Origin of the sequence: Streptomyces sp. NPDC051567, from assembly GCF_044454165.1 — a bacterium.
Classification (GTDB): domain Bacteria; phylum Actinomycetota; class Actinomycetes; order Streptomycetales; family Streptomycetaceae; genus Streptomyces.
Genome location: NZ_JBITDK010000036.1, coordinates 1 through 26,284 on the forward strand (window position 1 = coordinate 1; position 26,284 = coordinate 26,284).

At 72.2% G+C, this 26,284-nt stretch carries 25 protein-coding genes; 21 read left to right on the forward strand and 4 right to left on the reverse strand.

Annotated elements, in window-relative coordinates; translation table 11 throughout:
• The first annotated feature begins 293 nt into the window (after positions 1 to 293).
• A complete protein-coding gene (locus tag ACIA5F_RS27780) occupies positions 294 to 2,717 on the forward strand; it encodes a RelA/SpoT family protein (RefSeq protein ID WP_399357607.1) in 2,424 nt (807 codons plus the stop codon).
• A 213-nt stretch (positions 2,718 to 2,930) separates the two neighbouring features.
• Here ACIA5F_RS27780 and ACIA5F_RS27785 read toward each other — a convergent pair whose 3' ends face one another.
• Complete coding sequence (locus ACIA5F_RS27785) at positions 2,931 to 4,160, reverse strand: DUF349 domain-containing protein (protein WP_399357610.1); 1,230 nt, start codon at positions 4,158 to 4,160, stop codon at positions 2,931 to 2,933.
• A 187-nt stretch (positions 4,161 to 4,347) separates the two neighbouring features.
• Complete coding sequence (locus ACIA5F_RS27790) at positions 4,348 to 5,130, reverse strand: peptidylprolyl isomerase (protein WP_399357612.1); 783 nt, start codon at positions 5,128 to 5,130, stop codon at positions 4,348 to 4,350.
• Positions 5,131 to 5,284: 154 nt separating this feature from the next.
• On the opposite strand from ACIA5F_RS27790, the gene ACIA5F_RS27795 reads away from it, so the two are divergent.
• From ACIA5F_RS27795 to ACIA5F_RS27810, 4 genes are all read left to right on the forward strand, one after another.
• On the forward strand, positions 5,285 to 5,998 hold the full coding sequence (locus ACIA5F_RS27795; protein ID WP_399357614.1) for an MBL fold metallo-hydrolase: 714 nt from the start codon (positions 5,285 to 5,287) through the stop codon (positions 5,996 to 5,998).
• A gap of 10 nt (positions 5,999 to 6,008) precedes the next feature.
• On the forward strand, positions 6,009 to 7,271 hold the full coding sequence (gene hisS / locus ACIA5F_RS27800; protein ID WP_399357616.1) for a histidine--tRNA ligase: 1,263 nt from the start codon (positions 6,009 to 6,011) through the stop codon (positions 7,269 to 7,271).
• A gap of 117 nt (positions 7,272 to 7,388) precedes the next feature.
• Complete coding sequence (locus tag ACIA5F_RS27805; RefSeq protein ID WP_399357617.1) at positions 7,389 to 8,006, forward strand: vitamin K epoxide reductase family protein; 618 nt, start codon at positions 7,389 to 7,391, stop codon at positions 8,004 to 8,006.
• 95 nt (positions 8,007 to 8,101) lie between these two features.
• The gene (locus ACIA5F_RS27810; protein WP_399357619.1) at positions 8,102 to 9,454 is read left to right on the forward strand and encodes a replication-associated recombination protein A; all 1,353 of its coding nucleotides are present in this window, start codon (positions 8,102 to 8,104) and stop codon (positions 9,452 to 9,454) included.
• Positions 9,455 to 9,508: 54 nt separating this feature from the next.
• Here ACIA5F_RS27810 and ACIA5F_RS27815 read toward each other — a convergent pair whose 3' ends face one another.
• Complete coding sequence (locus tag ACIA5F_RS27815) at positions 9,509 to 10,423, reverse strand: DUF2470 domain-containing protein (protein ID WP_399357621.1); 915 nt, start codon at positions 10,421 to 10,423, stop codon at positions 9,509 to 9,511.
• Between the two features lie 55 nt (positions 10,424 to 10,478).
• Here ACIA5F_RS27815 and rpsD point away from each other — a divergent pair, with 55 nt between their 5' ends.
• From rpsD to nusB, 15 genes are all read left to right on the forward strand, one after another.
• Positions 10,479 to 11,090: a 30S ribosomal protein S4 gene (rpsD, locus tag ACIA5F_RS27820; protein WP_399357623.1), complete on the forward strand. Its 612-nt coding sequence runs from the start codon at positions 10,479 to 10,481 to the stop codon at positions 11,088 to 11,090.
• A gap of 180 nt (positions 11,091 to 11,270) precedes the next feature.
• The gene (locus ACIA5F_RS27825; RefSeq protein WP_399357625.1) at positions 11,271 to 11,699 is read left to right on the forward strand and encodes a DUF948 domain-containing protein; all 429 of its coding nucleotides are present in this window, start codon (positions 11,271 to 11,273) and stop codon (positions 11,697 to 11,699) included.
• An 8-nt stretch (positions 11,700 to 11,707) separates the two neighbouring features.
• Positions 11,708 to 12,061: a DUF6167 family protein gene (locus tag ACIA5F_RS27830; protein WP_399357627.1), complete on the forward strand. Its 354-nt coding sequence runs from the start codon at positions 11,708 to 11,710 to the stop codon at positions 12,059 to 12,061.
• Positions 12,061 to 14,730, forward strand: coding sequence for an alanine--tRNA ligase (gene alaS / locus ACIA5F_RS27835; RefSeq protein WP_399357629.1), 2,670 nt, complete (start codon positions 12,061 to 12,063; stop codon positions 14,728 to 14,730). The genes ACIA5F_RS27830 and alaS overlap by 1 nt, the downstream gene beginning before the upstream one ends.
• Positions 14,727 to 15,197, forward strand: a complete 471-nt coding sequence (ruvX, locus tag ACIA5F_RS27840) for a Holliday junction resolvase RuvX (protein WP_399357631.1) — start codon at positions 14,727 to 14,729, stop codon at positions 15,195 to 15,197. Before alaS ends, ruvX begins: the two co-directional genes overlap by 4 nt.
• Before the next feature lie 128 nt (positions 15,198 to 15,325).
• Complete coding sequence (gene mltG, locus ACIA5F_RS27845; RefSeq protein WP_399357633.1) at positions 15,326 to 17,176, forward strand: endolytic transglycosylase MltG; 1,851 nt, start codon at positions 15,326 to 15,328, stop codon at positions 17,174 to 17,176.
• A 6-nt stretch (positions 17,177 to 17,182) separates the two neighbouring features.
• The gene (locus ACIA5F_RS27850) at positions 17,183 to 18,010 is read left to right on the forward strand and encodes a shikimate dehydrogenase (protein WP_399357635.1); all 828 of its coding nucleotides are present in this window, start codon (positions 17,183 to 17,185) and stop codon (positions 18,008 to 18,010) included.
• Between the two features lie 234 nt (positions 18,011 to 18,244).
• Entirely contained in the window at positions 18,245 to 19,429 is a 1,185-nt protein-coding gene (aroC, locus tag ACIA5F_RS27855) for a chorismate synthase (protein ID WP_399357637.1), read from the forward strand.
• On the forward strand, positions 19,426 to 19,944 hold the full coding sequence (locus ACIA5F_RS27860) for a shikimate kinase (RefSeq protein ID WP_399357639.1): 519 nt from the start codon (positions 19,426 to 19,428) through the stop codon (positions 19,942 to 19,944). Before aroC ends, ACIA5F_RS27860 begins: the two co-directional genes overlap by 4 nt.
• On the forward strand, positions 19,941 to 21,032 hold the full coding sequence (aroB, locus tag ACIA5F_RS27865; RefSeq protein WP_399357641.1) for a 3-dehydroquinate synthase: 1,092 nt from the start codon (positions 19,941 to 19,943) through the stop codon (positions 21,030 to 21,032). Before ACIA5F_RS27860 ends, aroB begins: the two co-directional genes overlap by 4 nt.
• Positions 21,029 to 21,478 (forward strand): type II 3-dehydroquinate dehydratase, encoded by a 450-nt coding sequence (gene aroQ / locus ACIA5F_RS27870; RefSeq protein ID WP_399357643.1) that lies wholly within the window; start codon positions 21,029 to 21,031, stop codon positions 21,476 to 21,478. Before aroB ends, aroQ begins: the two co-directional genes overlap by 4 nt.
• A gap of 153 nt (positions 21,479 to 21,631) precedes the next feature.
• The gene (locus tag ACIA5F_RS27875) at positions 21,632 to 22,351 is read left to right on the forward strand and encodes an AAA family ATPase (RefSeq protein WP_399357645.1); all 720 of its coding nucleotides are present in this window, start codon (positions 21,632 to 21,634) and stop codon (positions 22,349 to 22,351) included.
• Positions 22,352 to 22,451: 100 nt separating this feature from the next.
• Positions 22,452 to 23,558 (forward strand): M24 family metallopeptidase, encoded by a 1,107-nt coding sequence (locus tag ACIA5F_RS27880; RefSeq protein ID WP_399357647.1) that lies wholly within the window; start codon positions 22,452 to 22,454, stop codon positions 23,556 to 23,558.
• Between the two features lie 59 nt (positions 23,559 to 23,617).
• Entirely contained in the window at positions 23,618 to 24,184 is a 567-nt protein-coding gene (gene efp / locus ACIA5F_RS27885; RefSeq protein ID WP_399357649.1) for an elongation factor P, read from the forward strand.
• 3 nt (positions 24,185 to 24,187) lie between these two features.
• The gene (gene nusB, locus ACIA5F_RS27890; protein WP_399357651.1) at positions 24,188 to 24,622 is read left to right on the forward strand and encodes a transcription antitermination factor NusB; all 435 of its coding nucleotides are present in this window, start codon (positions 24,188 to 24,190) and stop codon (positions 24,620 to 24,622) included.
• A 193-nt stretch (positions 24,623 to 24,815) separates the two neighbouring features.
• Here the strand turns inward: nusB and bldD are convergent, their stop codons facing one another.
• Positions 24,816 to 25,316, reverse strand: coding sequence for a transcriptional regulator BldD (bldD, locus tag ACIA5F_RS27895; protein WP_007263032.1), 501 nt, complete (start codon positions 25,314 to 25,316; stop codon positions 24,816 to 24,818).
• Between the two features lie 271 nt (positions 25,317 to 25,587).
• Here bldD and pyrR point away from each other — a divergent pair, with 271 nt between their 5' ends.
• The gene (gene pyrR / locus ACIA5F_RS27900; RefSeq protein WP_399357653.1) at positions 25,588 to 26,181 is read left to right on the forward strand and encodes a bifunctional pyr operon transcriptional regulator/uracil phosphoribosyltransferase PyrR; all 594 of its coding nucleotides are present in this window, start codon (positions 25,588 to 25,590) and stop codon (positions 26,179 to 26,181) included.
• The last annotated feature ends 103 nt before the right edge of the window (positions 26,182 to 26,284 follow it).

Genomic DNA, 26,284 nt, shown 5'->3' on the forward strand with positions numbered 1-26,284 from the left:
GGCCCGCCCCCCCCCCCCCCCCCCGGGCGGGGGGGGCCCGGGGGGGGCCGGCGGCGCCCCGGGGGGGGGGGGGGCCGGCGGGGGGGGGGGGGGGCGGCCCGGCCCCCCCCCCCCCCCCCCCCCCCCCCCCCCCCCCCCCCCCGCTTCCGCGTCCGGGGCCGGGGCGCCGCCGGGCGGGAGGCCGCGAGGGGACGGGCCGGCGCATCCCTCGCTACCATGGGTGGTCCGGACCTGACCGGGGCCCCGGAACCTCCCCCCGACGAAGTCTGGGGGGACCCCCGTGAGGAGCGCTCTTGCCAGACGAGGTCCAGCCACTCTCCGCCGCGCAGCCCGACCCCCAGGCCGAGCAGGCCGCGGCAGCCGCCGCCACGCCCCCGCCGGCCCCGCCGGTCAAGCCCGCGCCGACGAAGCAGGCCGGGTCCTCCCACCGGGTGCGCGCCCGCCTCGCCCGTCTCGGCGTCCAGCGTTCCAACCCGTACAACCCGGTGCTGGAACCCCTGCTCCGCATAGTCCGCGGCAACGATCCGAAGATCGAGACGGCCACCCTGCGCCAGCTCGAACAGGCGTACCAGGTCGCGGAGCGCTGGCACCGGGGCCAGAAGCGCAAGAGCGGCGACCCGTACATCACCCACCCGCTCGCGGTGACCACCATCCTCGCCGAACTCGGCATGGACCCGGCGACGCTCATGGCCGGTCTGCTGCACGACACCGTCGAGGACACCGACTACGGGCTGGAGGAGCTGCGCCGCGACTTCGGCGACGCGGTGGCCCTGCTCGTCGACGGCGTCACCAAGCTCGACCGGGTCAAGTTCGGCGAGGCCGCGCAGGCCGAGACCGTCCGCAAGATGGTCGTCGCCATGGCCAAGGACCCGCGCGTCCTGGTCATCAAGCTCGCGGACCGCCTGCACAACATGCGCACCATGCGCTACCTCAAGCGGGAGAAGCAGGAGAAGAAGGCCCGCGAGACCCTGGAGATCTACGCCCCGCTGGCGCACCGGCTGGGCATGAACACCATCAAGTGGGAGCTGGAGGACCTCGCCTTCGCGATCCTCTACCCGAAGATGTACGACGAGATCGTCCGCCTGGTCGCCGAGCGGGCGCCCAAGCGCGACGAGTACCTCGCCGTCGTCACCGACGAGGTCCAGGCCGACCTGCGGGCGGCCCGCATCAAGGCCACCGTCACCGGACGGCCCAAGCACTACTACAGCGTCTACCAGAAGATGATCGTCCGCGGCCGGGACTTCGCGGAGATCTACGACCTGGTGGGCATCCGCGTCCTCGTCGACACCGTCCGGGACTGTTACGCGGCCCTCGGCACGGTGCACGCGCGGTGGAACCCGGTCCCCGGCCGGTTCAAGGACTACATCGCGATGCCCAAGTTCAACATGTACCAGTCGCTGCACACGACGGTCATCGGGCCCAGCGGCAAGCCGGTCGAGCTCCAGATCCGCACCTTCGACATGCACCGCCGCGCCGAGTACGGCATCGCCGCGCACTGGAAGTACAAGCAGCAGACCGTGGCGGGCACCTCCAAGGTCCGCACCGACGTCCCGCAGGCCGCCAAGGGCAGCGCCGGCCAGGACACCGTCAACGACATGGCCTGGCTGCGGCAGCTGCTGGACTGGCAGAAGGAGACGGAGGACCCGGGCGAGTTCCTCGACTCGCTGCGGTTCGACCTCTCCCGCAACGAGGTCTTCGTCTTCACTCCCAAGGGCGACGTCATAGCGCTGCCCGCCGGCGCCACGCCCGTGGACTTCGCGTACGCCGTCCACACCGAGGTCGGCCACCGCACCATAGGGGCGCGGGTCAACGGGCGGCTCGTCCCGCTCGAATCGACCCTCGACAACGGCGACCTGGTCGAGGTCTTCACCTCCAAGGCCGAGGGCGCCGGACCGTCCCGCGACTGGCTGGGCTTCGTCAAGTCCCCCCGGGCCCGCAACAAGATCCGGGGCTGGTTCTCCAAGGAGCGGCGCGACGAGGCCATCGAGCAGGGCAAGGACGCCATCGCGCGGGCCATGCGCAAGCAGAACCTGCCGATCCAGCGCATCCTGACCGGCGACTCCCTCGTCACCCTCGCGCACGAGATGCGCTACCCCGACATCTCCTCCCTGTACGCGGCGATCGGCGAGGGCCATGTGGCCGCGCAGGGCGTCGTGCAGAAGCTGGTGCAGGCCCTCGGCGGCGAGGACGCGGCCAACGAGGACATCGAGGAGATCGTCCCGCCCTCGCGCGGCCGGTCCAAGCGGCGCAGCAACGCCGACCCGGGCGTGGTCGTCAAGGGCGTCGACGACGTGTGGGTCAAGCTGGCCCGCTGCTGCACCCCGGTGCCGGGGGACCCGATCATCGGGTTCGTCACGCGCGGCAGCGGCGTGTCGGTCCACCGCGCGGACTGCGTCAACGTCGACTCGCTCTCCCAGCAGCCCGAGCGGATGCTGGAGGTCGAGTGGGCGCCCACCCAGTCCTCGGTCTTCCTCGTCGCCATCCAGGTCGAGGCGCTGGACCGGTCCCGGCTGCTGTCGGACGTCACCCGGGTCCTGTCGGACCAGCACGTGAACATCCTGTCGGCGGCGGTCCAGACCTCCCGCGACCGGGTGGCCACCTCCCGCTTCACCTTCGAGATGGGCGACCCGAAGCACCTGGGACACGTCCTGAAGGCCGTCCGGGGCGTGGAGGGCGTCTACGACGTCTACCGCGTGACCTCGGCCCGGCGGCCGTAGGCGGGTGACCCGACGCCGCCGTCCCGCACGGCGGCGTCGGGCCGCAACGCACGGGCGGGGGGGGGCCGGGCCCCGCGGCGGCCGCGCCCCGGGGGGGGGGGCGCGGCGGGCCCCCCCCCCCCCCCCCCCCGCCCCCCGCGGCCCCCCCCCCCCCGGCCGGGGGCCCCCCCCCCCCCCCCCCCCCCCCCCCCCCCCCGATCAGGTGGCCGTGGCTCAGCCGCCGAACTCCTCCAGGCCCTTCAGCGCCTGGTCCAGCAGGGCCTGGCGGCCCTCCAGCTCACGCGCCAGCTTGTCGGCCTTGGCGTTGTTGCCCGCGCCGCGCGCCGCGTCGACCTGCCCGCGCAGCTTGTCGACCGCCGCCTGGAGCTGACCCGTCAGACCGGCCGCGCGGGCCCGTGCCTCCGGGTTGGTCCGGCGCCACTCGCCCTCCTCGGCCTCCTGGACGGCCCGCTCGACCGTGTGCATCCGGCCCTCGACCTTCGGCCGGGCGTCGCGCGGCACGTGGCCGACGGCCTCCCAGCGCTCGTTGAGGGAACGGAACGCGGCACGGGCCGCCTTCAGGTCCGTCACCGGGAGGAGCTTCTCGGCCTCGTCGGCCAGCTCCTCCTTCAGCTTCAGGTTCTCCACCTGCTCGGCGTCACGCTCCGCGAAGACCTCGCCGCGCGCCGCGAAGAAGACGTCCTGCGCACCACGGAAACGGTTCCACAGATCGTCCTCGGACTCCCGCTGAGCCCGGCCCGCCGTCTTCCAGTCCGTCATCAGCTCGCGGTACCGGGCGGCCGTCGGACCCCAGTCGGTCGACTTCGACAGCGACTCGGCCTCCGCGACCAGCTTCTCCTTGACCTTGCGGGCGTCCTCGCGCTGGGCGTCCAGCGAGGCGAAGTGCGCCTTGCGGCGCTTGGAGAAGGCGGAACGGGCGTGCGAGAAGCGGTGCCACAGTTCGTCGTCCGACTTGCGGTCCAGCCGCGGCAGGGCCTTCCAGATGTCCACCAGCGCCCGCAGCCGCTCACCGGCGCTGCGCCACTGGTCGCTCCCGGCCAGCTCCTCGGCCTCGACGACCAGCGCGTCCTTGGCCACGCGGGCCTCGTCCGTCTGCTTGGCCTTCTGGGCCTTGCGCTCCTCGCGCCGCGACTCCACGGTCGTGACCAGCTGGTCCAGCCGTACGCGCAGGGCGTCGAGATCGCCCACGGCGTGGTGCTCGTCGACCTGCGTGCGCAGGTGGTCGATCGCCGTCTGCGCGTCCTTCGACGACAGATCGGTGGTCCGCACCCGCTTTTCGAGGAGACCGATCTCGACCACCAGGCCCTCGTACTTGCGCTCGAAGTACGCCAGGGCCTCCTCAGGGGTGCCCGCCTGCCACGAGCCGACGACCTTCTCGCCATCGGAAGTACGCACGTACACGGTGCCCGTCTCGTCGACTCGGCCCCACGGGTCGCTGCTCACAGCGCCTCCTCCACCTGATGCCCGTGAGGGGTTCGCCCCCGGACATCGTCCACAGTTTCCTGGGGCGGGCAGCGCCCGCCCTGCACAACGCCAACATAGGCGACCGCCGGGCCGGCTGTCCGCATCCCGCACGACGCAATCTCGGCGTACGGGCGGCGGGCCGGCCGGCCCCGCGCCGCCGGTCCCGTCAGTTCTGCGTGACGGTGGCCTTCTCGATCTTCACCTCGTTCTTCGGGGCGCCGTCCTGGCCGCCGTCGGCCGTGCCGGCTCCGGCGATCGCCTCCAGCGTCTTCATCCCCGCCGCGTCGATCGTGCCGAACGGCGTGTACGAGGGGGCCAGCGGGCTGTCCTTGTAGACCAGGAAGAACTGGCTGCCGCCGGAGCCCGGGCGGCCGGTGTTGGCCATCGCCAGCGTGCCCGCCGGGTAGATCACCTGGCCCTGCTCGTTCGGCTTGCCGAGGGCGTCGAGGTTCTCGTCCGGGATGGTGTAGCCGGGGCCGCCCGTGCCGGTGCCCTCGGGGTCGCCGCACTGGAGCACGAAGATCCCGGAGGTGGTCAGGCGGTGGCACTTGGTGTTGTCGAAGAAGCCCTTGTCGGCGAGGTACTTGAACGAGTTGACCGTCTGCGGGGTCTTCGCCGCGTCCATCCCGGCCTTGATCTCGCCCGCGCCGGTCTTCAGGGCGAAGGTGTACTTCGCCTTCGGGTCGACGGCCATCGCGGGGGAGGGCGACTGCGCCGGCGTGGGCGGGGCGGACGGGGTCGCCGACGGCTCGGCCGCCGCGTCCTTCTTGTCCGTGTCGAAGACACCGCCCACGACGAGGCCCACCAGCGCGGCCACCACCACGGCCACCGCCGCGCCGATCACCGCCGCCCGGCGCCGGGACCGGCTCCGGGCCTGTGTGCGCCGTTCCTGCTGGCGTTCGTACTTCTCCCTGGCGAGCTGTCGTCGCCGCTGATCGCTCGTGACCACCGGGTCGTCTCCTTGTGCGTCTCTGGTACCACTGTCCGGGCTGGGGCTAGGGCGTACCGTATATGGGTTAGCTGTGTGATGAGCGGCGCCGGTAGGCTCTGAGCAGCAGCATGGGGATCTGCAGCCTCCCACCGGACGACGATTGAGGACGAACGTGCTGATTACCGGCTTCCCCGCCGGGGCCTGGGGGACCAACTGCTACCTGGTCGCCCCCGCCGCCGGCGAGGAGTGCGTGATCATCGATCCGGGCCACCAGGCCACCCGGGGCGTCGAGGAGACGTTGCGCAAGCACCGGCTCAAGCCCGTCGCGGTCGTCCTCACCCACGGCCACATCGATCATGTGGCCTCCGTGGTCCCGGTCTGCGGAGCACACGACGTCCCGGCCTGGATTCACCCCGCCGACCGCTACATGATGAGCGACCCGGAGAAGGCCCTCGGCCGCTCCATCGGGATGCCCCTCATGGGCGAGCTGACCGTGGGCGAGCCGGACGACGTCCGCGAACTGACCGACGGCAGCACCCTGCAACTGGCCGGGATGGAGTTCTCGGTGGCGCACGCGCCCGGCCATACCAAGGGGTCGGTGGCCTTCAGGATGCCCGAGCTGGCCGACATCCCCCCGGTGTTCTTCTCGGGCGACCTGCTCTTCGCCGGCTCCGTCGGACGCACCGACCTGCCCGGCGGCTCCCCTGCCGAGATGCTCGCCTCGCTGGCCCGCGTGTGCCTGCCGCTCGACGACTCGACCGTGGTGCTGTCCGGCCACGGTTCCCAGACCACCATCGGCCACGAGCGCGCCACCAACCCGTATCTGCGGGAGGTCGCCGCCGGCCGGGGCGCGGACCCCACCGCCGCCCCACGACGAGGAATGTGACGAGAGCTCCGTGAGCACCTTCAAGGCCCCCAAGGGCACGTACGACCTGATCCCGCCGTACTCGGCCACCTACCTGGCGGTCCGCGAGGCGATCTCCGCCCCGCTGCGCACGGCCGGATACGGGTACATCGAGACGCCCGGTTTTGAGGACGTGAACCTCTTCGCCCGCGGTGTCGGTGAGTCCACCGACATCGTGACGAAGGAGATGTTCACCCTGACCACGAAGGGCGGCTCGCACCTCGCCCTGCGTCCGGAGGGCACCGCCTCCGTCCTGCGCGCCGCCCTGGAGGCGAGCCTGCACAAGCAGGGCAACCTGCCGGCCAAGCTCTGGTACTCCGGCTCGTACTACCGCTACGAGCGCCCGCAGAAGGGCCGCTACCGCCACTTCTCGCAGGTCGGCGCCGAGGCCATCGGCATGGAGGACCCGGCGCTGGACGCCGAACTGATCATCCTGGCCGACCAGGCGTACCGCGCGCTCGGCCTGCGCCGGTTCCGCATCCTGCTGAACTCGCTGGGCGACAAGGAGTGCCGTCCCGTCTACCGGGAGGCGCTCCAGTCCTTCCTGCGCGGCCTCGACCTCGACGAGGACACCGTGCGCCGCGCCGAGATCAACCCGCTGCGCGTCCTCGACGACAAGCGTCCCGAGGTCCAGAAGCAGCTGACCGGCGCGCCCGCGCTGCGCGACTACCTCTGCGACGCCTGCAAGGCGTACCACGAGGAGGTCCGGGCCCTGATCACCGCCGCCGGGGTCGCCTTCGAGGACGACGAGAAGCTGGTGCGCGGCCTCGACTACTACACCCGCACCACCTTCGAGTTCGTCCACGACGGCCTGGGCGCGCAGTCCGCGGTGGGCGGCGGTGGCCGCTACGACGGCCTGTCCGAGATGATCGGCGGCCCCGCGCTGCCCTCGGTGGGCTGGGCGCTGGGCGTGGACCGTACGGTGCTGGCGCTGGCGGCCGAGGGCATCGAGCTGGAGATCCCGGCGGCGACCTCGGTCTTCGCGGTGGCGCTCGGCGAGGAGGCGCGGCGGGTGCTGTTCGGGAAGGTCACCGAACTGCGCCGGGCCGGGGTCGCGGCGGACTTCGGGTACGGCGGCAAGGGCCTCAAGGGCGCGATGAAGGACGCGAACCGGTCGGGGGCCCGCTTCGCGGTGGTCGCCGGCGAGCGCGACCTGGCCGAGGGCCTGGTCCAGCTCAAGGACATGCAGTCCGGGGAGCAGACGGCCGTGGCCGTCGCCGACCTGGTCGCCGAGGTCCGGGCCCGCCTGGCCTGACCGGGACCCGTCCCCGCCCGACGGCGGGGACACAGCCCGGTACGGCACAATGGCCGGGCTTGACGACCTTGAAGACATGGCCGGACGGCCGAGAACGGGACGGGCGGGGCGGCACGGATGACGACACGAGGTACGGACACCGGCACCGCCCCGCGGACGGCCGTCGCGGGCAGCAGGGCCCTGGCCCTGCTGCTGGTGATCACCGGAGCCGCGGGGCTGCTCGCGGCCTGGGTGATCACCATCGACAAGTTCAAGCTGCTGGAGGACCCGAACTTCACACCGGGCTGCAGCCTGAACCCGGTCGTCTCCTGCGGCAACATCATGAAGAGCGAGCAGGCGGCCGTCTTCGGCTTCCCCAACCCGATGCTGGGCCTGGTCACCTACGCGATCGTGATCTGCGTCGGCATGAGCCTGCTGGCCGGGGCCCGCTTCCGCCCCTGGTACTGGCTGACCCTCAACGCCGGGATGCTCTTCGGCGTCGTCTTCTGCGGCTGGCTGATGTACCAGTCGCTGTACCAGATCAACTCGCTCTGCCTCTGGTGCTCGCTGGCCTGGGCCGCCACGATCGTCATGTTCTGGTACGTCACCTCGCACAACGTGCGCGAGCGGCTCATCCCGGCCCCGGCCTGGCTGCGCGGCTTCTTCGACGAGTTCACCTGGGTCCTCCCGGTGCTGCACATCGGGATCATCGGGATGCTGGTCCTGACCCGCTGGTGGGAGTTCTGGACCTCCTGAGCGGCCCCGGCCGGGCCCTCGCGGAGCCCGGCCCGGCGGTGGCCGGCGTCCTCGGGCAACCGGTGTTGTCGGTGGGCTCGCATAGGCTTTCCGGTGTGGAACCAGACCTGTTCACCGCCGCCGCCGAAGACCGCCAGGAGAAAGACCCCGCGAGCTCTCCCCTCGCCGTCCGCATGCGCCCCCGCACCCTGGACGAGGTCGTCGGCCAGCAGCACCTGCTCAAGCCCGGGGCGCCGCTGCGGCGCCTGGTCGGGGAGGGGGCGGGAGGCCCGGCCGGAGCCTCGTCGGTGATCCTCTGGGGGCCGCCGGGCATCGGGAAGACGACCCTGGCGTACGTGGTCAGCCAGGCCACGCAGAAACGGTTCGTGGAGCTCTCCGCCATCACCGCGGGCGTCAAGGAGGTCCGGGCGGTCATCGAGGGCGCCCGCCGCGCGGCCGGCGGCTACGGCAAGGAGACCGTCCTCTTCCTGGACGAGATCCACCGCTTCAGCAAGGCGCAGCAGGACTCGCTGCTGCCCGCGGTGGAGAACCGCTGGGTGACGCTGATCGCGGCGACCACGGAGAACCCGTACTTCTCGATCATCTCGCCGCTGCTGTCGCGCTCGATCCTGCTGACGCTGGAGCCCCTGACCGACGACGACCTGAGCGCGCTCATGGAACGCGCGCTCACCGAGGAGCGCGGGCTCGGCGGGGCGCTCACCCTGGCGGCGGACGCGCGGGCGCACCTGCTGCGGATCGCCGGGGGCGACGCCCGGCGCGCGCTGACGGCGCTGGAGGCGGGGGCCGGGTCGGCCCTGGCGCAGGGCGAGGCGGAGATCACGCTGCGGACGGTGGAGGAGGCGGTCGACCGGGCGGCGGTCAGCTACGACCGCGACGGCGACCAGCACTACGACGTGGCCAGCGCCCTGATCAAGTCCATCCGCGGCTCGGACGTGGACGCCGCCCTGCACTACCTGGCCCGGATGATCGACGCGGGGGAGGACCCGCGGTTCATCGCGCGGCGCCTGATGATCTCGGCGAGCGAGGACATCGGCCTGGCCGACCCGGCGGCCCTGCCGATCGCGGTGGCCGCGGCCCAGGCGGTGGCGATGATCGGCTTCCCGGAGGCTGCGCTGACCCTGAGCCACGCCACCATCGCGCTCGCGCTGGCCCCGAAGTCCAACACCGCCACGACCGCGATCGGCGCGGCGCTGGCCGACGTGCGGGCGGGGCTGGCGGGCACCGTCCCGCCGCACCTGCGGGACGGGCACTACAAGGGCGCGGCGAAGCTGGGGCACGCGCAGGGGTACGTCTACCCGCACGACGTGCCGGGCGCCATCGCGGCCCAGCAGTACGCGCCGGACGGCATCCACGGCAGGCAGTACTACGAGCCGACCCGGTACGGGGCGGAGGCGCGGTACGCGGACGTGGTGGAGAAGGTCCGCGAACGCCTCCGCGGCGGCCCCTGACCCGGACCGGCCCCGCCACCCCGCCGTGCCCCGCCCGCCACCGGCCCGGACGGCCTACCGCGAGGTCGCGGAGAAGAGGGTGTGCATCGCGCGGCGCAGGCCGCAGATGTCCGCCACCGGCTCCGGGAAGTCGAAGCGGGCGTCGAAGGCGCGGAGGGTAGCGCCGCTCCCGCCCGTGAAGCGGACCCGCAGGCCCAGCCGGTCCAGGGCGAGCGGGACGGCGGTCATCCCCTCGGCCTCGCGGGGGCCCAGCAGGGCGCCGAGCTCGCCGATCCGCTCGCTGTGGGCCGAGTGCAGGTGCTGGAGCAGCTCCGCCTCGTGCGCGGCGACCGGGTCCGGCTCCGCCGCGGCCAGTTCCTCCGGCTCCACGTGCCCGGCGCCCCACAGGTCGTCCACCGAGATCTCCCCGACCTCCAGCCGGAGCATCATCCACGCCGGCCGCCCGAAGGGCTCGTCGAGCGCCTCCACCGTGCCCAGCAGTTCGCCCACCGGACGGCGCTCCGCGAGCAGCGCCGCGCAGCGCGCGCGGTCGTCCCCGCGGACCGGCGTCAGCCACCCGGCCAGCCATGCGCGGCCCCGGATACGATGGGGCACGGACACCGGCGCCACGTCCGTGATCTCGATCACGGCGGTGAGGTCGTCGTCCTGGGCGTGAGCGGCTGCCCTGGCAGCCGCGGATTCCCCGGAGACAAGGAGAATCACGTCCCCGTCCGGGGTGACGGTCCGTGCGGCCGGAGCCCCGGTCCCGAACTCCTCGGACGTCTGACTGTCGCGAGCACCCGGCAGGGTGAGGGATACTGAGGCGTTGGACTCTACGAGGGTTCGTACGCGTTCGGCTCCGGTGAGCTGCCGAACGTCTTCCCTGGAACGCGGCTGACCTTGCTTATCGTCGTCGAAAGCGGATTCCGTTCGATTGGAATCCGAACTTCGGTGCGCACTGGGCAGGGGGATTCCATGTGGTCGAGACATTACGTCCTCCTCGCTAAGGTAAGCCTCACCTAACTTACATGGAGGTAGGTTCCACGTGAACCAGAAGCGACCCAAGGTCAAGAAGTCGCGTGCCCTCGGCATTGCGCTGACCCCGAAGGCCGTCAAGTACTTCGAGGCCCGCCCCTACCCGCCGGGCGAGCACGGCCGTGGCCGCAAGCAGAACTCGGACTACAAGGTTCGTCTGCTGGAGAAGCAGCGTCTGCGCGCTCAGTACGACATCTCTGAGCGTCAGATGGCCCGCGCGTACGACCGCGCCAAGAAGGCCGAAGGCAAGACGGGCGAGGCGCTGGTCGTCGAGCTCGAGCGTCGCCTCGACGCCCTGGTCCTGCGTTCGGGCATCGCCCGCACCATCTACCAGGCCCGCCAGATGGTCGTTCACGGCCACATCGAGGTCAACGGTGGCAAGGTCGACAAGCCGTCGTTCCGCATCCGCCCGGACGACGTCGTGACCGTGCGCGAGCGCAGCCGCGAGAAGGTTCCGTTCCAGGTTGCCCGTGAGGGTGGCTACGCAGGCGAGGGCGAGACCCCCCGCTACCTGCAGGTCAACCTGAAGGCCCTGGCCTTCCGCCTGGACCGCGACCCGAACCGCAAGGAAATCCCGGTCATCTGCGACGAGCAGCTCGTCGTCGAGTACTACGCCCGCTGACGCAGGCGTAGCCTCACAGGCTGGTCAGCCCGCCGCTCCCCTCGGGGGGCGGCGGGTTTTTCCGTCCCCCGGGTCCCGAATACCGGTACGGGCGGGGATCTCCGGCGCGATAGGCTCGGAGGACGACTTTTCTCCGTAGATCTTCTCCGTAGATCTTCCAGGCGCAGGGAGCGGTGCAACGTGTCCGGTGGTGAGGTGGCCGGGATTCTCGTGGCCGTCTTCTGGGCCATCCTGGTCTCCTTCCTCGCGGTGGTGCTCGTGAGGCTGGCCCAGGTGCTCAGGGCGACGACGAAGCTCGTGGCCGAGGTGACCGACCAGGCCGTCCCGCTGCTGGCGGACGCCTCGAACACCGTCCGCTCCGCGCGCACCCAGCTCGACCGGGTCGACGCCATCGCGAGCGACGTCCAGGAGGTCACCTCCAACGCCTCCGCGCTCTCCTCCACCGTGGCCTCCGCCTTCGGCGGCCCGCTGGTCAAGGTCGCGGCCTTCGGCTACGGCGTGCGCAAGGCGCTGGGCCGGGGCGACGAGGCACCCGCCAGGACACCCCGTCGCACCGTGATCGCCGGCCGTACCGTGCCGTCGGCCCGGCGCCGGAAGCAGAAGGGCTGAGACCGCCGATGTTCCGCCGAGCCTTCTGGTTCACCGCAGGCGCCGCCGCCGGCGTGTGGGCCACCACCAAGGTCAACCGGCAGCTGAAGAAGCTGACGCCGGAGAGCCTCGCCGCACAGGCCGCCGACAAGGCGGTCGAGGCGGGTCACCGCCTCAAGGACTTCGCCCTCGACGTCAGGGCGGGAATGTCCCAGCGCGAGGACGAGCTGAACGACGCACTGGGGTTGCACCACGACCCGGCCCGGCCCGACAACGTCACCGCCCTCCCCGGGCCGCGGCGGCTGCGGGCCATCGAGCACGACCCGCACGACCGGACCACCCACCGACCGAATTTTTCGTACAACCGGAATGAGGACCACTGATGGAGTCGGCTGAGATCCGCCGCCGCTGGCTGAGCTTCTTCGAGGAGCGCGGTCACGCCGTCGTCCCTTCGGCGTCGCTCATCGCGGACGACCCGACTCTGCTGCTGGTGCCCGCCGGCATGGTGCCGTTCAAGCCCTACTTCCTGGGCGAGGTCAAGCCGCCCGCGCCGACGCTCACGAGCGTCCAGAAGTGCGTCCGCACCCCGGACATCGAAGAGGTCGGCAAGACCACCCGCCACGGCACGTTCTTCCAGATGTGCGGCAACTTCTCCTTCGGCGACTACTTCAAGGAAGGCGCCATCACGTACGCCTGGGAGCTGCTCACCAGCTCCGTGGCGGACGGCGGCTACGGCCTGGAGCCGGAGAAGCTCTGGATCACGGTCTACCTCGACGACGACGAGGCCGAGCAGATCTGGCGCGAGAAGATCGGCGTCCCCGCCGAGCGCATCCAGCGCCTGGGCAAGAAGGACAACTTCTGGTCCATGGGCGTCCCGGGCCCCTGCGGCCCCTGCTCCGAGATCAACTACGACCGCGGCCCCGAGTTCGGCGCCGAGGGCGGCCCGGCCGTCAACGACGAGCGGTACGTGGAGATCTGGAACCTGGTCTTCATGCAGTACGAGCGCGGCGCGGGCGACGGGAAGGAAGACTTCCCGATCCTCGGCGACCTGCCCTCGAAGAACATCGACACCGGCCTCGGTCTCGAACGCCTCGCCATGATCCTGCAGGGCGTACGGAACATGTACGAGACCGACACCCTGCGCGTGGTCATGGACAAGGCCACCGAGCTGACCGGCGTCCGGTACGGAGCCGCCCAGGGCACCGACGTCTCGCTGCGCGTGGTCGCCGACCACATCCGCACCTCGGCCATGCTCATCGGCGACGGTGTCACCCCCGGCAACGAGGGCCGCGGCTACGTGCTCCGCCGCATCATGCGCCGCGCCATCCGCAACATGCGCCTCATGGGTGCCACCGGCCCGGTCGTCCAGGACCTCATCGGCGTCGTGATCGACACCATGGGGGAGCAGTACCCGGAGCTGGTCACCGACCGCAAGCGCATCGAGACCGTCGCGCTCGCCGAGGAGGCCGCCTTCCTCAAGGCCGTCAAGGGCGGCACGAACATCCTCGACACCGCCGTGAGCGAGACCAAGGCCGCCGGCGGCACGGTCCTCTCCGGCGACAAGGCGTTCCTGCTCCACGACACCTGGGGCTTCCCGATCGACCTCACCCTGGAGATGGCCGCCGAACAGGGCCTGGCCGTGGACGAGCCGGGCTTCCGCCGCCTGATGCAGGAGCAGCGCGACCGCGCCAAGGCCGACGCCAGGGCCAAGAAGACCGGCCACGCCGACGTCTCCGCCTACCGTGAGATCGCCGACGGCTCCGGGGCCACCGAGTTCACCGGCTACGCCACCACCCAGGGCGAGTCCACCATCGTCGGCCTCCTGGTCAACGGCGTCTCCGCGCCCGCCGCCTCCGAGGGCGACGAGGTCGAGGTCGTCCTCGACCGCACCCCCTTCTACGCCGAGGGCGGCGGCCAGCTCGCCGACCAGGGCCGGATCAGGCTCGACTCCGGCGCGGTCATCGAGATCCGCGACGTCCAGCAGCCGGTCCCGGGCGTCTCCGTGCACAAGGGTTCTGTCCAGGTCGGCGAGGTCACGGTGGGCGCCGCCGCGTACGCCGCCATCGACATCACCCGCCGCCGGGCCATCGCCCGCGCCCACTCGGCCACGCACCTGACCCACCAGGCCCTGCGCGACGCGCTGGGCCCGACGGCCGCCCAGGCCGGGTCCGAGAACTCGCCCGGCCGCTTCCGCTTCGACTTCGGCTCGCCGAACGCCGTCCCCGGCTCGGTCCTCACCGACGTCGAGCAGAAGATCAACGACGTGCTCTCGCGCGAGCTCGACGTCACCGCCGAGATCATGAGCATCGACGAGGCGAAGAAGCAGGGCGCCATCGCCGAGTTCGGCGAGAAGTACGGCGAGCGCGTGCGCGTCGTGACCATCGGCGACTTCTCCAAGGAGCTGTGCGGCGGCACGCACGTCGCCAACACCGCCCAGCTGGGTCTGGTGAAGCTGCTCGGCGAGTCCTCCATCGGCTCCGGCGTGCGCCGCGTCGAGGCCCTGGTGGGTGTGGACGCCTATAACTTCCTCGCCAAGGAGCACACGGTCGTCGCCCAGCTCCAGGAGCTGGTCAAGGGCCGTCCGGAGGAGCTGCCGGAGAAGATCGCCTCCATGCTCGGCAAGCTGAAGGACGCCGAGAAGGAGATCGAGAAGTTCCGCGCGGAGAAGGTCCTCCAGGCCGCCGCCGGTCTCGCCGCCGGGGCCCGGGACGTCCGGGGCGTGGCCGTGGTCACCGGTCAGGTCCAGGACGGGACCGGCGCCGACGACCTGCGCAAGCTGGTCCTCGACATCCGCGGCCGGCTCCAGGGCGACCGCCCGGTCGTCGTGGCCCTCTTCACCGTGGCGGGCGGCCGTCCGCTGACGGTCATCGCCACCGACGACGCGGCCCGTGCCCGCGGCCTCAAGGCCGGCGACCTGGTCCGCGCCGCCGCCAAGACCCTCGGCGGCGGTGGCGGCGGCAAGCCGGACGTCGCCCAGGGCGGCGGCCAGGACCCGGCCGCCATCGGCGACGCCATCGCGGCCGTCGAGCGTCTCGTGGGGGAGACCGCGTGACCCTGCGCCGCGGCCGACGGCTGGCCGTCGACGTCGGTGACGCCCGGATCGGGGTCGCCTCCTGCGACCCCGACGGGGTGCTGGCCACACCGGTCGAGACCGTGCCCGGACGGGACGTCCCCTTCGCCCACCGGCGGTTGCGGCAGCTCGTGCAGGAGTACGAACCCCTGGAGGTGGTGGTCGGCCTGCCCCGCTCGCTCAGCGGGCGGGAGGGCCCGGCCGCGGCCAAGGTGCGGGCCTTCGCGGGGGAACTCGCCAAGGGCATCAGGCCCGTGACGGTCCGTCTCGTGGACGAGCGGATGACCACGGTCACCGCGGCCCAGGGGCTGCGGGCCTCGGGGCGGAACGCGAAGAAGGGCCGGTCGGTCATCGACCAGGCGGCCGCTGTGGTGATCCTCCAGAACGCTCTGGAGACCGAACGGGTATCAGGTAATCCGCCCGGTGAGTGCGTCGAAGTGGTTGTCTGATCGCGATACGGTAACGTTCCGCGCGATGAGACGGCATTCGAACAGCCGTCGCCCACCACCAAAGAGGCGGACCCGGGTGTCGCGGCTGACGGAGACCGTGGCCTTCGTCTCGCGGCTCTAGGGGACCGATGACTGAGTATGGCCAGGGCCGTGGCCCCGAACCGTGGCACCCCGAGGACCCCCTCTTCGGGGACCAGGGGTGGACCGGGCACCAGACCCAGCAGGGCCAGGCGCCCTACGACACCGGTGCGCAGCAGCAGTACGCACCGGCGTCGCATCCCCAGGACCCCCAGTACCAGGACTCCCACTACCCGGAGCAGTACCCGGGACAGCAGCACCCCGGGTCCCCCCTCCAGGACCCGCAGTACCCCGGCCACCAGTACCCGGCGCCGCATCCTCAGGACCCCCACTACCAGGACCCCCACTACCAGGAACCGCAGTACCCGGGGCAGCAGCAGGGCTACGCGCCGCAGTACCCGCAGCCCCAGGCTCCGCAGCAGCCGCAGGAGTACCCGCAGGCACAGCCGCAGGAGTACCTCCAGCCCCAGGGCGCGCAGCAGCCCTACCCGGCGCAGGCGCAGCAGCTCCCCGAGCAGGCGTACGACGGCCAGGGCTGGCAGACCGGGCAGGCGGCCGATCCCTACGCGGGCGCGGAGCCCTACGCGCAGCAGACCGTGGCCGCCTACCCCGGCGAGGCCCCGGACCCCTACGCCACCGACGGGGCCTACCCGCCGCCGCAGCCCCCGGGCCGGCGCCATCTGGAGCCGGAACCGGTCGAGGAAGCGCCGGAGGAGGAGCGGGAGAGCCCGCTCCCGGCGGACGGCGACGGGCCGCCCTCCGGTGGCCGTCGTTCCGGCCGCTCCAAGGGCAAGGGCGGGCCCGGGAAGAAACGCAGCCGCGCGACCTGCCTGGTCGCCGCTGTCGTCGTCCTCGCCGTGGTCGGTGGCGGCGGGTACTACGGCTACACCTTCGTCAAGGCCAGGTTCGGCGCGGCCGAGGACTTCGCGGGTGCCGGTACCGACGAGTCCGTCCAGATCGAGATCCCCAAGAACGCGGGCCTGGGCCAGATGGGCCGCATCCTCAAGGAGCACGGCGTCGTCGCGAGCGCGCAGGCGTTCGTCGACGCCGCCGAGGCCAACCCCAAGGGCAAGGGCATCCAGCCGGGCGTCTACACCCTCAAGAAGAAGATGTCGGCCCAGGCCGCCGTCGAGGTGATGGTCGACCCCTCGAAGCTGAACGTGGTGACGGTCCCCGAGGGCACGCGCAACGTCGACGTCTACAAGGCGATCGACCTGAAGCTCGACAAACCCGCGGGCACCACCCAGGAAGTCGCGATCCGCGAGGTGAAGAACCTCGGCCTGCCGGCCTGGGCGCTGAACGACCCGAAGGTCATGGACCCGCTCGAAGGGTTCCTGTACCCGGCGCGCTACGACCTCGGCAAGGACAGCACCCCCCAGTCCCTGCTGAAGCAGATGGTCAAGAACGCGACCGACAAGTACACGGAACTCGGGATCGAGGGCAAGGCCAAGGGCCTGGGCCTGGAGAACCCGCTCCAGGTGATCACGGTCGCCAGCCTCGTCAACGCCGAGGGCAAGAACCACGACGACTTCCGGAAGATGGCGGAGGTGGTCTACAACCGCCTCAAGAAGACCAACGACGTCACGAACCAGAAGATCGAGTTCGACTCGACGTACAACTACATCAAGGGCACCAGTGAGATCAACTTCAACCTCACCGAGGCCCGCAAGCTCGACCACCCCTACAACACGCACTTCGTCAGGGGACTGCCCCCCGGCCCGATCGGGAACCCCGGCGCGGACGCGCTGACCGCTACGCTCAGCCCGGACAACGGCGGCTGGATGTTCTTCGTGTCGGTCGACGGCAACAAGACGACCTTCACCAAGACCTACGCCGAGCACCTGAAGCTCGTCGCCGAGTTCCAGGAACGGCTGAAGCAGAAGCAAGAGAACGGCGGGTAGCGGGACATGTCACGGATACGGGCCGCGGTGCTGGGTTCGCCCATCGAGCACTCCCTCTCACCGGTGCTGCACCGCGCCGCCTACCGGGAGCTGGGCCTCACCGGCTGGTCGTACGACCGGTTCGAGACCGATGAGGCCGCGCTCCCGGCCTTCGTGGCCGGGCTCGGCCCCGAGTGGGCCGGACTGTCGCTGACGATGCCGCTCAAGCGGGCGGTCATCCCGCTGCTCGACGCCGTCAGCGACACCGCCGCCTCCGTCGAGGCGGTCAACACGGTCGTCCTCACCGAGGACGGCCGCCGCCTCGGCGACAACACCGACATCCCCGGCATCGTCGCCGCGCTCCACGAGCGCGGCGTCACCACCGTGGACCGTGCCGCCGTCCTCGGCGCCGGGGCCACCGCCTCCTCGGCGCTGGCCGCGCTCTCACGGATCTGCACCGGCGAGGTCACGGCGTACGTCCGCTCCTCGGCCCGCGCCGAGGAGATGCGGCGGTGGGGCGAGCGGCTCGGCGTCCCCGTCAGGACGGCCGACTGGTCGCGGGCGGCCGAGGCGCTGACCGCGCCGCTGGTGATCGCGACCACCCCGGCCGGGACCACGGACGCGCTCGCCGCCCAGGTGCCCGGCCGGCCCGGCACGCTCTTCGACGTCCTCTACGACCCCTGGCCGACCGCCCTGGCCGCCGCCTGGTCCGGGCGGGGCGGCCAGGTCCTCGGCGGCCTGGACCTCCTGGTCCACCAGGCCGTGCTCCAGGTCGAGCAGATGACCGGCTGCCCGGCCGCGCCGCTCGCCGCCATGCGGGCCGCCGGGGAGAGCGCCCTCCTGGCCCGCCGCTGAGCCCTGCCCGGGAGCCCCGCCCCGGGCCGGACCCGGTCGTACCTGATGCATTGCCCCGGCCGGCCTTGCGGGCGCGGCCGGGGACCCGCACCGTGAGGGGCGGGTGCACCGCGTCCGACAGCTGGACCGGAGGGCGGTGCACCGGCCCGGACGTGGGAGGATCGGGTATGGCGGGTCCGGGCCGCGCACCCGTTCGCGCCGCCGCTGTACCAGGCGCGAGCATGAGGAGCATCGTTGAGCAGGTTGCGTTGGCTGACCGCCGGGGAGTCCCACGGACCGGCGCTGGTGGCGACGCTGGAGGGGCTTCCCGCCGGTGTCCCGGTCACGACCGAACTGGTGGCCGACCACCTCGCCCGGCGCCGGCTCGGCTACGGCCGCGGTGCCCGGATGAAGTTCGAGCAGGACGAGATCACCTTCCTCGGTGGTGTCCGCCACGGACTGTCGCTGGGTTCCCCCGTCGCCGTCATGGTGGGCAACACCGAGTGGCCCAAGTGGGAGAAGGTCATGTCGGCCGACCCCGTGGACCCCTCGGAGCTGAAGGAGACCGGCCGTAACGCGCCGCTGACCCGCCCGAGGCCCGGCCACGCCGACCTCGCCGGCATGCAGAAGTACGGCTTCGACGAGGCCCGGCCGATCCTGGAGCGCGCCAGCGCCCGGGAGACCGCCGCCCGCGTGGCCCTCGGCGCCATCGCCCGCTCCTTCATCAAGGAGGCCGCCGGCATCGAGATCGTCTCGCACGTGGTGGAACTGGCCGCGGCCAGGGCCCCGTACGGCCTCTACCCCACCCCCGCCGATGTCGACAAGCTCGACGCCGACCCGGTGCGCTGCCTCGACGCCGACACGAGCAAGGCGATGGTCGCCGAGATCGACCAGGCCCACAAGGACGGCGACACCCTCGGTGGCGTCGTCGAGGTCCTCGCCTACGGGGTCCCCGTCGGGCTCGGCTCCCACGTCCACTGGGACCGGCGCCTGGACGCCCGCCTGGCCGCCGCCCTCATGGGCATCCAGGCCATCAAGGGCGTCGAGGTCGGCGACGGCTTCGAGCTGGCCCGCGTGCCCGGCTCCCAGGCGCACGACGAGATCGTCTCCACCCCCGAGGGGCTGCGGCGCACCTCCGGCCGCTCCGGCGGCACCGAGGGCGGGCTGACCACCGGTGAGCTGCTGCGCGTCCGGGCCGCCATGAAGCCCATCGCGACCGTGCCGCGCGCCCTGGCCACCGTCGACGTGGCGACCGGCGAGGCGACCGTCGCCCACCACCAGCGCTCCGACGTGTGCGCCGTGCCCGCCGCGGGCATCGTGGCCGAGGCCATGGTGGCGCTCGTGCTCGCCGACGCGGTGGTCGAGAAGTTCGGCGGCGACTCGGTCCCCGAGACCCGCCGCAACGTCCAGTCGTACCTCGACCACCTGCAGATCCGGTGACCGGCGGCCCCCTGGTCGTCCTCGTCGGACCCATGGGCTCCGGCAAGTCCACCGTCGGCGGCCTCCTCGCCGCCCGGCTGGGGGTCCCCTACCGGGACACCGACGCCGACATCGTCGCCGCCGAGGGCCGGGAGATCTCCGACCTCTTCGTCGACGAGGGCGAGCCCCACTTCCGCGCCCTGGAGCGGCGGGCCGTCGCCGCCGCCCTCGCCGGGCACACCGGGGTCCTCGCCCTCGGCGGCGGCGCCGTCCTCGACGAGGGCACCCGCGCGCTGCTGACCGGCCTGCCCGTCGCCTACCTCTCGATGGACGTCGACGAGGCCGTCCGGCGCGTCGGCCTCGGCGCCGCGCGCCCGCTGCTCGCCGTCAACCCGCGCCGCCAGTGGCGCGAGCTGATGGAGGCGCGGCGCCCCCTGTACACCGAAGTCGCACGCGTGGTCGTGGCCACCGACGACCGCACCCCCGAAGAGGTCGCCCAGGCGGTCCTCGACGCTCTGGAGTTGAAGGACGTATGACAGACCAGGTGACGCGCATCCACGTCGGCGCGAGTGCCGGCCACGACGCGTACGACGTGCTGGTCGGCCGGCAGCTGCTCGGCGAACTCGCCACGCTGATCGGCCGCACGGCCCGGCGGGTCGCGGTGATCCACCCCGAGGCGCTCGCCTCGACCGGTGAGGCCCTGCGCGACGACCTCGCCGCACAGGGGTACGAGGCGGTCGCCATCCAGGTGCCGAACGCCGAGGAGGCCAAGACCGCCGAGGTGGCCGCGTACTGCTGGAAGGCGCTCGGCCAGTCCGGTTTCACCCGTACCGACGTGATCGTCGGCGTCGGCGGGGGAGCCACCACCGACCTCGCGGGCTTCGTCGCGGCCAGCTGGCTGCGCGGGGTGCGCTGGGTGGCCGTGCCGACCACCGTCCTCGGGATGGTGGACGCGGCGGTCGGCGGCAAGACCGGCATCAACACCGCCGAGGGCAAGAACCTCGTCGGCGCCTTCCATCCGCCGGCCGGTGTGCTCTGCGACCTGGCGGCGCTGGACTCGCTCCCCGTCCACGACTACGTCAGCGGCCTCGCCGAGATCATCAAGGCCGGGTTCATCGCCGACCCGGTGATCCTCGACCTGATCGAGCAGGACCCGCAGGCCGCCCGGACGCCCGCCGGCCCGCACACGGCCGAGCTGATCGTGCGCTCCGTCCAGGTCAAGGCGGACGTGGTCTCCAGCGACCTCAAGGAGGCCGGGCTGCGGGAGATCCTCAACTACGGCCACACCCTCGCGCACGCCATCGAGAAGAACGAGCGCTACAAGTGGCGCCACGGCGCGGCCGTCTCGATCGGCATGGTCTTCGCCGCCGAACTCGGCCGGCTCGCGGGCCGGCTGGACGACGCGACGGCCGAGCGGCACAAGGCGGTCCTCGCCTCGGTGGGGCTGCCGCTGACCTACCGCGGCGACCAGTGGCCCAAGCTGCTGGAGACCATGAAGGTCGACAAGAAGTCCCGCGGCGACCTGCTGCGCTTCATCGTCCTCGACGGGCTGGCCAAGCCCACCGTCCTGGAGGGCCCGGACCCGGCGGTCCTCTTCGCCGCCTACGGCGAGGTCACGGCGTGAGCGGGACCCCGACCCGGGTCCTGGTCCTGAACGGCCCGAACCTGGGACGGCTCGGCTCCCGCGAGCCCGACGTGTACGGGGCCACCTCGTACGCGGGGCTGGTGGACACCTGCCGGACCCTGGGCGAGCAGCTCGGCTTCGACGTCGAGGTCCGCGAGACCAACGACGAGGGCGAGCTGATCCGCTGGCTCCACGAGGCGGCGGACGGCCGGATTCCGGTGGTCATCAACCCGGGGGCCTTCACCCACTACTCGTACGGCATGCGGGACGCGGCGGCCCAGCGCACCGCACCCCTGATCGAGGTGCACATCTCGAACCCGTACACCCGTGAGGAGTTCCGGCACACCTCGGTCATCGCCGCGGTGGCGACCGGGACGGTCGCCGGGTTCGGGATCGGCTCGTACCGGCTGGCCCTGCGGGCGCTGGCGGAGGAGATCTCCGCCTGAGGACCCGCGCGCCCGCGCGCGGCATGCCGCCCGCCCACCGCCCACCGCCGTCCGCCGGACGGCGGTGGGCGGTCCGGGCCCCGGGGCCGTCCGCCTGCGGGGTCATATAACGTTCTCGCACCAGTCGGGCCGGAACGGGACGGAGCGCAGCGGATGCAGCAGGGAGCGGGGGGCGGTGGCTGGGGCCCGCCGGGCGGACAGCACCCGGCAGTGCCCCCGCGGCCGACGGTGCCCCCCGCGCCGCACCTGCCCCCGGACGTTCCCCCGCTGCCCGGGGCCACCGGGCACATCCCCTTGCCGCGCGCGGCGGCGGGTACCGCAGGGGCCACCCTCGCCGTGCTGCTGATCGGCCCGGCGGGCGCCGGGAAGACCACCGTGGCCCGGCACTGGGCCGCCACCCGGCCGGTGCCGACCGCCCACGTCAGCCTGGACGACGTCCGGGAGTGGGTCCGCTCGGGCTTCGCGGACCCGCAGGCGGGCTGGAACGGGCACTCCGAGGCCCAGTACCGCCTCGCCCGCCGCACCTGCGGCTTCGCCGCCCGCAACTTCCTGGCCAACGGCATCTCCTGCATCCTGGACGACGCCGTCTTCCCGGACCGGCCGGTGGTCGGGCTGGGCGGCTGGAAACGGCACGTGGGCCCGGCGCTGCTGCCCGTGGTGCTCCTGCCGGGCCTGGAGGTCGTCCTGGAACGGAACGCGGCCCGCTCCGGCAACCGGCGCCTTCCCGACGAGGAGGTCGCGCGGATCCACGGGCGGATGGCGGGCTGGTACGGCTCCGGCCTGCCGATCATCGACAACTCCCGCCTGGACGTGGCGGCCACCGCCCACGCCCTGGACGAGACCCTGGCCCGGACCCTCAAGGCATCCGGCTAGGGCCTGTCCGAGGAGTCCCGCCCGGTCCTGCCCCGCCCGGCGGGCCACGTCCGGACGCGCTCACCGGGCCGGATGCGGGGGCCGCTCGTAGGCTCGAAGAATGTCAGACGTGTACGCCGCCCGCCGGGGCCTGCTTCGCGACCGCTGCGCCGCGGCGGGCAACGCCGCCGCGCTGATCACGCGTCCGGCGAACGTCCGCTACCTCTCCGGGGGCTCCCCGCCGGGAGCCGTGCTGCTGGTCGGACCGGCCGAGGACGTCCTGTTCTGCGGCGGCCCGCCCACCGGCGAGGCGGGCGAGGGGCGGCTCGACGACCGGCTCAGGGTCTCCGTACTGTCCTGCCCCGGCGGGGACCCGGCCGTCGCCGCCGCCGACCTGGCCGCCTCCGTCCGCGCCGACTCCCTGGCCGTGGAGGAGCACCACCTCACCGTGGCCCGCCACCGGGCCCTGCGCTCCGTCGCGCCCCGGCTGCGCCTGGCCGACCTGGGGACCGCCGTGGAGCAGCAGCGCCTGGTCAAGGACGAGGAGGAGATCGCCTCCCTGCGGATCGCCGCCGAGATCGCGGACCAGGCCCTGGGCGAGCTGCTGGAGTCGATCCTCGTCGGGCGCACCGAACGCCACCTCGCGCTGGAGCTGGAGCGGCGGCTCGTGGACCACGGGGCGGACGGGCCGGCCTTCCCGACCTCCGTCGGCACCGGCCCGCACTCCGGCCGCTCCCGGCACCGGCCCTCCGACCGGCGGGTGGAGGAGGGTGACTTCCTCTCCGTCTGCCTGGGCGCCAACTACCGCGGCTACCGGTGCGAGATCGGCCGGACCTTCGTGATCGGCACCACCCCCGCCGACTGGCAGATCGAGCTGTACGAACTCGTCTTCGCCGCCCAGCGGGCCGGGCGGGAGGCGCTGCTGCCCGGGGCCGCGTGCCGCGACGTGGACCGTGCCGCACGCTCCGTACTGGACTCCGCGGGGCACGGGGAGGAGCTCGCGGCGTCCACCGGACACGGGGTCGGCCTCGAAATCGACGAGGACCCGCAGCTTGCACCTACGGCCATGGGTAAACTGGACGCTTGCGTGCCGGTCACCGTCGAACCGGGGGTTCACCTCCCGGGCCGGGGCGGTGTCCGGATCGATGACACGCTCGTCGTACGCCCCGAGGCGGACGGCGGTCCCGAGCTACTCACCATTACGACCAAGGAGCTGCTCGCGCTCTAGCCCGCCTCGCCGGGCTGTGCGCGCACCCGTGGTCTTCCAGTGCAGGAGATTCCGCAACCGTGGCTTCCACGAACGACCTCAAGAACGGCATGGTGCTGAAGCTCGACGGGGGCCAGCTCTGGTCCGTCGTCGAGTTCCAGCACGTCAAGCCCGGCAAGGGCCCGGCCTTCGTGCGCACCAAGCTGAAGAGCGTGATGTCCGGCAAGGTCGTGGACAAGACCTTCAACGCCGGCACGAAGGTCGAGACGGCCACGATCGACCGCCGTGACATGCAGTTCTCGTACATGGACGGCGAGTACTTCGTCTTCATGGACATGGACACCTTCGACCAGCTGATGGTCGACCGCAAGGCCGTCGGCGACGCCGCCAACTTCCTGATCGAGGGCTTCACCGCCTCCGTGGCCCAGCACGAGGGTTCGGTGCTCTACGTCGAGCTGCCGGCCGCCGTCGAGCTGAAGATCGAGCACACCGACCCGGGTGTCCAGGGCGACCGTTCCACCGGCGGCACCAAGCCGGCGACGCTGGAGACCGGTTACGAGATCCAGGTCCCGCTCTTCATCACGACGGGCGAGACGGTCAAGGTCGACACCCGTACCAGCGACTACCTCGGCCGGAAGAGCAACTAACCCGTGTCTGCTCGGAGCAATGCGCGCAAGCGCGCCTTCCAGATCCTGTTCGAGGCCGACCAGCGCGGGGTACCCGTGCGCGAGGTTCTCGCGGACTGGGTCCGGCACGCGCGGTCGGACGACCGGCAGCCGCCGGTCAGCGCCTTCACGATGGATCTCGTCGAGGGGTACGCCGACAAGGTGAACCGCATCGACGACCTGATCATCACCTACGCCGTGGACTGGGACCTCGACCGGATGCCGGTCGTGGACCGCAACATCCTGAGGCTGGGTGCGTACGAGCTGATCTGGGTGGACGACACCCCGGACGCCGTCGCCATCGACGAGGCCGTCCAGCTGGCCAAGGAGTTCTCGACGGACGAGTCCCCCTCGTTCGTGAACGGGCTGCTGGCCCGGTTCAAGGACCTGAAGCCCAACCTGCGCCGCAGCGAGAGCTGAGCCGTACGGCACCACCGGCTCCACGCCGTACGGAAGGGCCCGCAGCGCATCCGCGCCGCGGGCCCTTCCGGTGTGCCGGGGCACCGGCCCCGGCACAGCGCCCCGGCCCGGGAACGAGAAACCGGCGGGTGCCGGAAGCCCTTCGGCTCCCGGCACCCGCCGGTAACGTTTCTGCTGGGCCGGAGCCCTGGAACTAGATGTCCTCGTGCGCCACGGCGCGGCGGGCATCGGCGTCCAGGACGCCCCAGCTGATCAGCTGCTCGGTCAGGACCGAGGGGGACTGGTCGTAGATGACGGCCAGGGTGCGCAGGTCGTCCTGGCGGATCGACAGCACCTTGCCGTTGTAGTCCCCGCGCTGGCTCTGGATGGTCGCCGCGTACCGCTGGAGCGGGCCGGCCTTCTCGGCGGGGACGCCCGCCAGGCGCTCCAGGTCGAGACGGAGCTTCGGCGGCGGCTCGGCCGCCCCGCCGGGAGTCGTGCCCGGCAGCAGTTCCTGCACCGGCACCCCGTAGAAGTCCGCCAGCTCGGCGAGGCGCTGGACGGTCACGGCGCGGTCCCCGCGCTCGTAGGAACCGACCACCACGGCCTTCCACCGGCCCTGGGACTTCTCCTCGACACCGTGGAGGGAAAGGCCCTGCTGGGTGCGGATGGCGCGGAGCTTGGCCCCGAGCTGTTTGGCGTATTCGCTGGACATAAGGCTCCCGGACGCTGTGACGCTGTGACTACATGGACGACATGCGGCTCCGCCGCGCGGCTGGTAACTCACTGTGAGGTTACGCAGCGTTACTTGGGTGCGTCAAGCCGAATGGTCCCCCCGGCGGTTCCGGGAAGGGGCCTCGCGGCCCCTGTGCGCCGCCGTGCACCGGTTCCGGTACGGAATCGGGGAATCCCCCTGGTACCGTGGGAGGCGTACATCAGACGTCCTTTAAGGTCCGTCCCGTGAGGCGGAGAAGGAGGTCCTTTTCATGGACGCCCAGAATTCCGCCCGCACCGCCGGGCACCCCGATGCCGTGCGCCCCGTACTGGAGGCCCAGGACATCGCCCGGGTCCTGACCCGGATCGCCCACGAGATCGTCGAACGCGCCAAGGGCGCCGACGACGTGGTCCTCCTCGGCATCCCCACCCGCGGTGTGTTCCTCGCCCGCCGGCTGGCCGCCAAGCTCGAAGAGATCACCGGCACCAAGATCCCGGTCGGCTCCCTCGACATCACCATGTACCGCGACGACCTGCGGATGAAGCCCGCCCGCGCGATCGGCCGCACCGAGATCCCCGGTGACGACCTCGACGGCCGTCTCGTCGTCCTCGTCGACGACGTCCTCTTCTCCGGCCGCACCATCCGCGCCGCCCTCGACGCGCTCGGCGACCTCGGCCGGCCCCGCGCCGTGCAGCTCGCCGTCCTCGTCGACCGCGGCCACCGCGAGCTGCCGATCCGCGCCGACTACGTCGGCAAGAACCTCCCCACGTCGCTGCGGGAGACCGTCAAGGTCCAGCTCCAGGAGGAGGACGGCCGGGACGCCGTACTGCTCGGCCAGCGGACCGCCCCGGCAGCAGGACAGTAGCTCTCACCGACGCGGGCCCCCGGCGGGGTCCGCGCCGAGCTCTGCCCTGCCCGCACCCCGCCCCCGCCCGTCAGCCTGCCCTCACGACCTACGGAGCCACCCG

Bases quoted from the DNA above. Each gene is read 5' to 3' on its own strand.
- alaS (WP_399357629.1), top strand. From the start codon at position 12,061: ATGGAGTCGGCTGAGATCCGCCGCCGCTGGCTGAGCTTCTTCGAGGAG.
- ACIA5F_RS27875 (WP_399357645.1), top strand. From the start codon at position 21,632: ATGCAGCAGGGAGCGGGGGGCGGTGGCTGGGGCCCGCCGGGCGGACAG.
- ACIA5F_RS27805 (WP_399357617.1), top strand. From the start codon at position 7,389: ATGACGACACGAGGTACGGACACCGGCACCGCCCCGCGGACGGCCGTC.
- pyrR (WP_399357653.1), top strand. From the start codon at position 25,588: ATGGACGCCCAGAATTCCGCCCGCACCGCCGGGCACCCCGATGCCGTG.
- bldD (WP_007263032.1), bottom strand. From the start codon at position 25,316: ATGTCCAGCGAATACGCCAAACAGCTCGGGGCCAAGCTCCGCGCCATC.
- ACIA5F_RS27880 (WP_399357647.1), top strand. From the start codon at position 22,452: ATGTCAGACGTGTACGCCGCCCGCCGGGGCCTGCTTCGCGACCGCTGC.
- mltG (WP_399357633.1), top strand. From the start codon at position 15,326: ATGACTGAGTATGGCCAGGGCCGTGGCCCCGAACCGTGGCACCCCGAG.
- aroB (WP_399357641.1), top strand. From the start codon at position 19,941: ATGACAGACCAGGTGACGCGCATCCACGTCGGCGCGAGTGCCGGCCAC.
- ACIA5F_RS27850 (WP_399357635.1), top strand. From the start codon at position 17,183: ATGTCACGGATACGGGCCGCGGTGCTGGGTTCGCCCATCGAGCACTCC.
- ACIA5F_RS27815 (WP_399357621.1), bottom strand. From the start codon at position 10,423: ATGTCTCGACCACATGGAATCCCCCTGCCCAGTGCGCACCGAAGTTCG.
- ACIA5F_RS27830 (WP_399357627.1), top strand. From the start codon at position 11,708: ATGTTCCGCCGAGCCTTCTGGTTCACCGCAGGCGCCGCCGCCGGCGTG.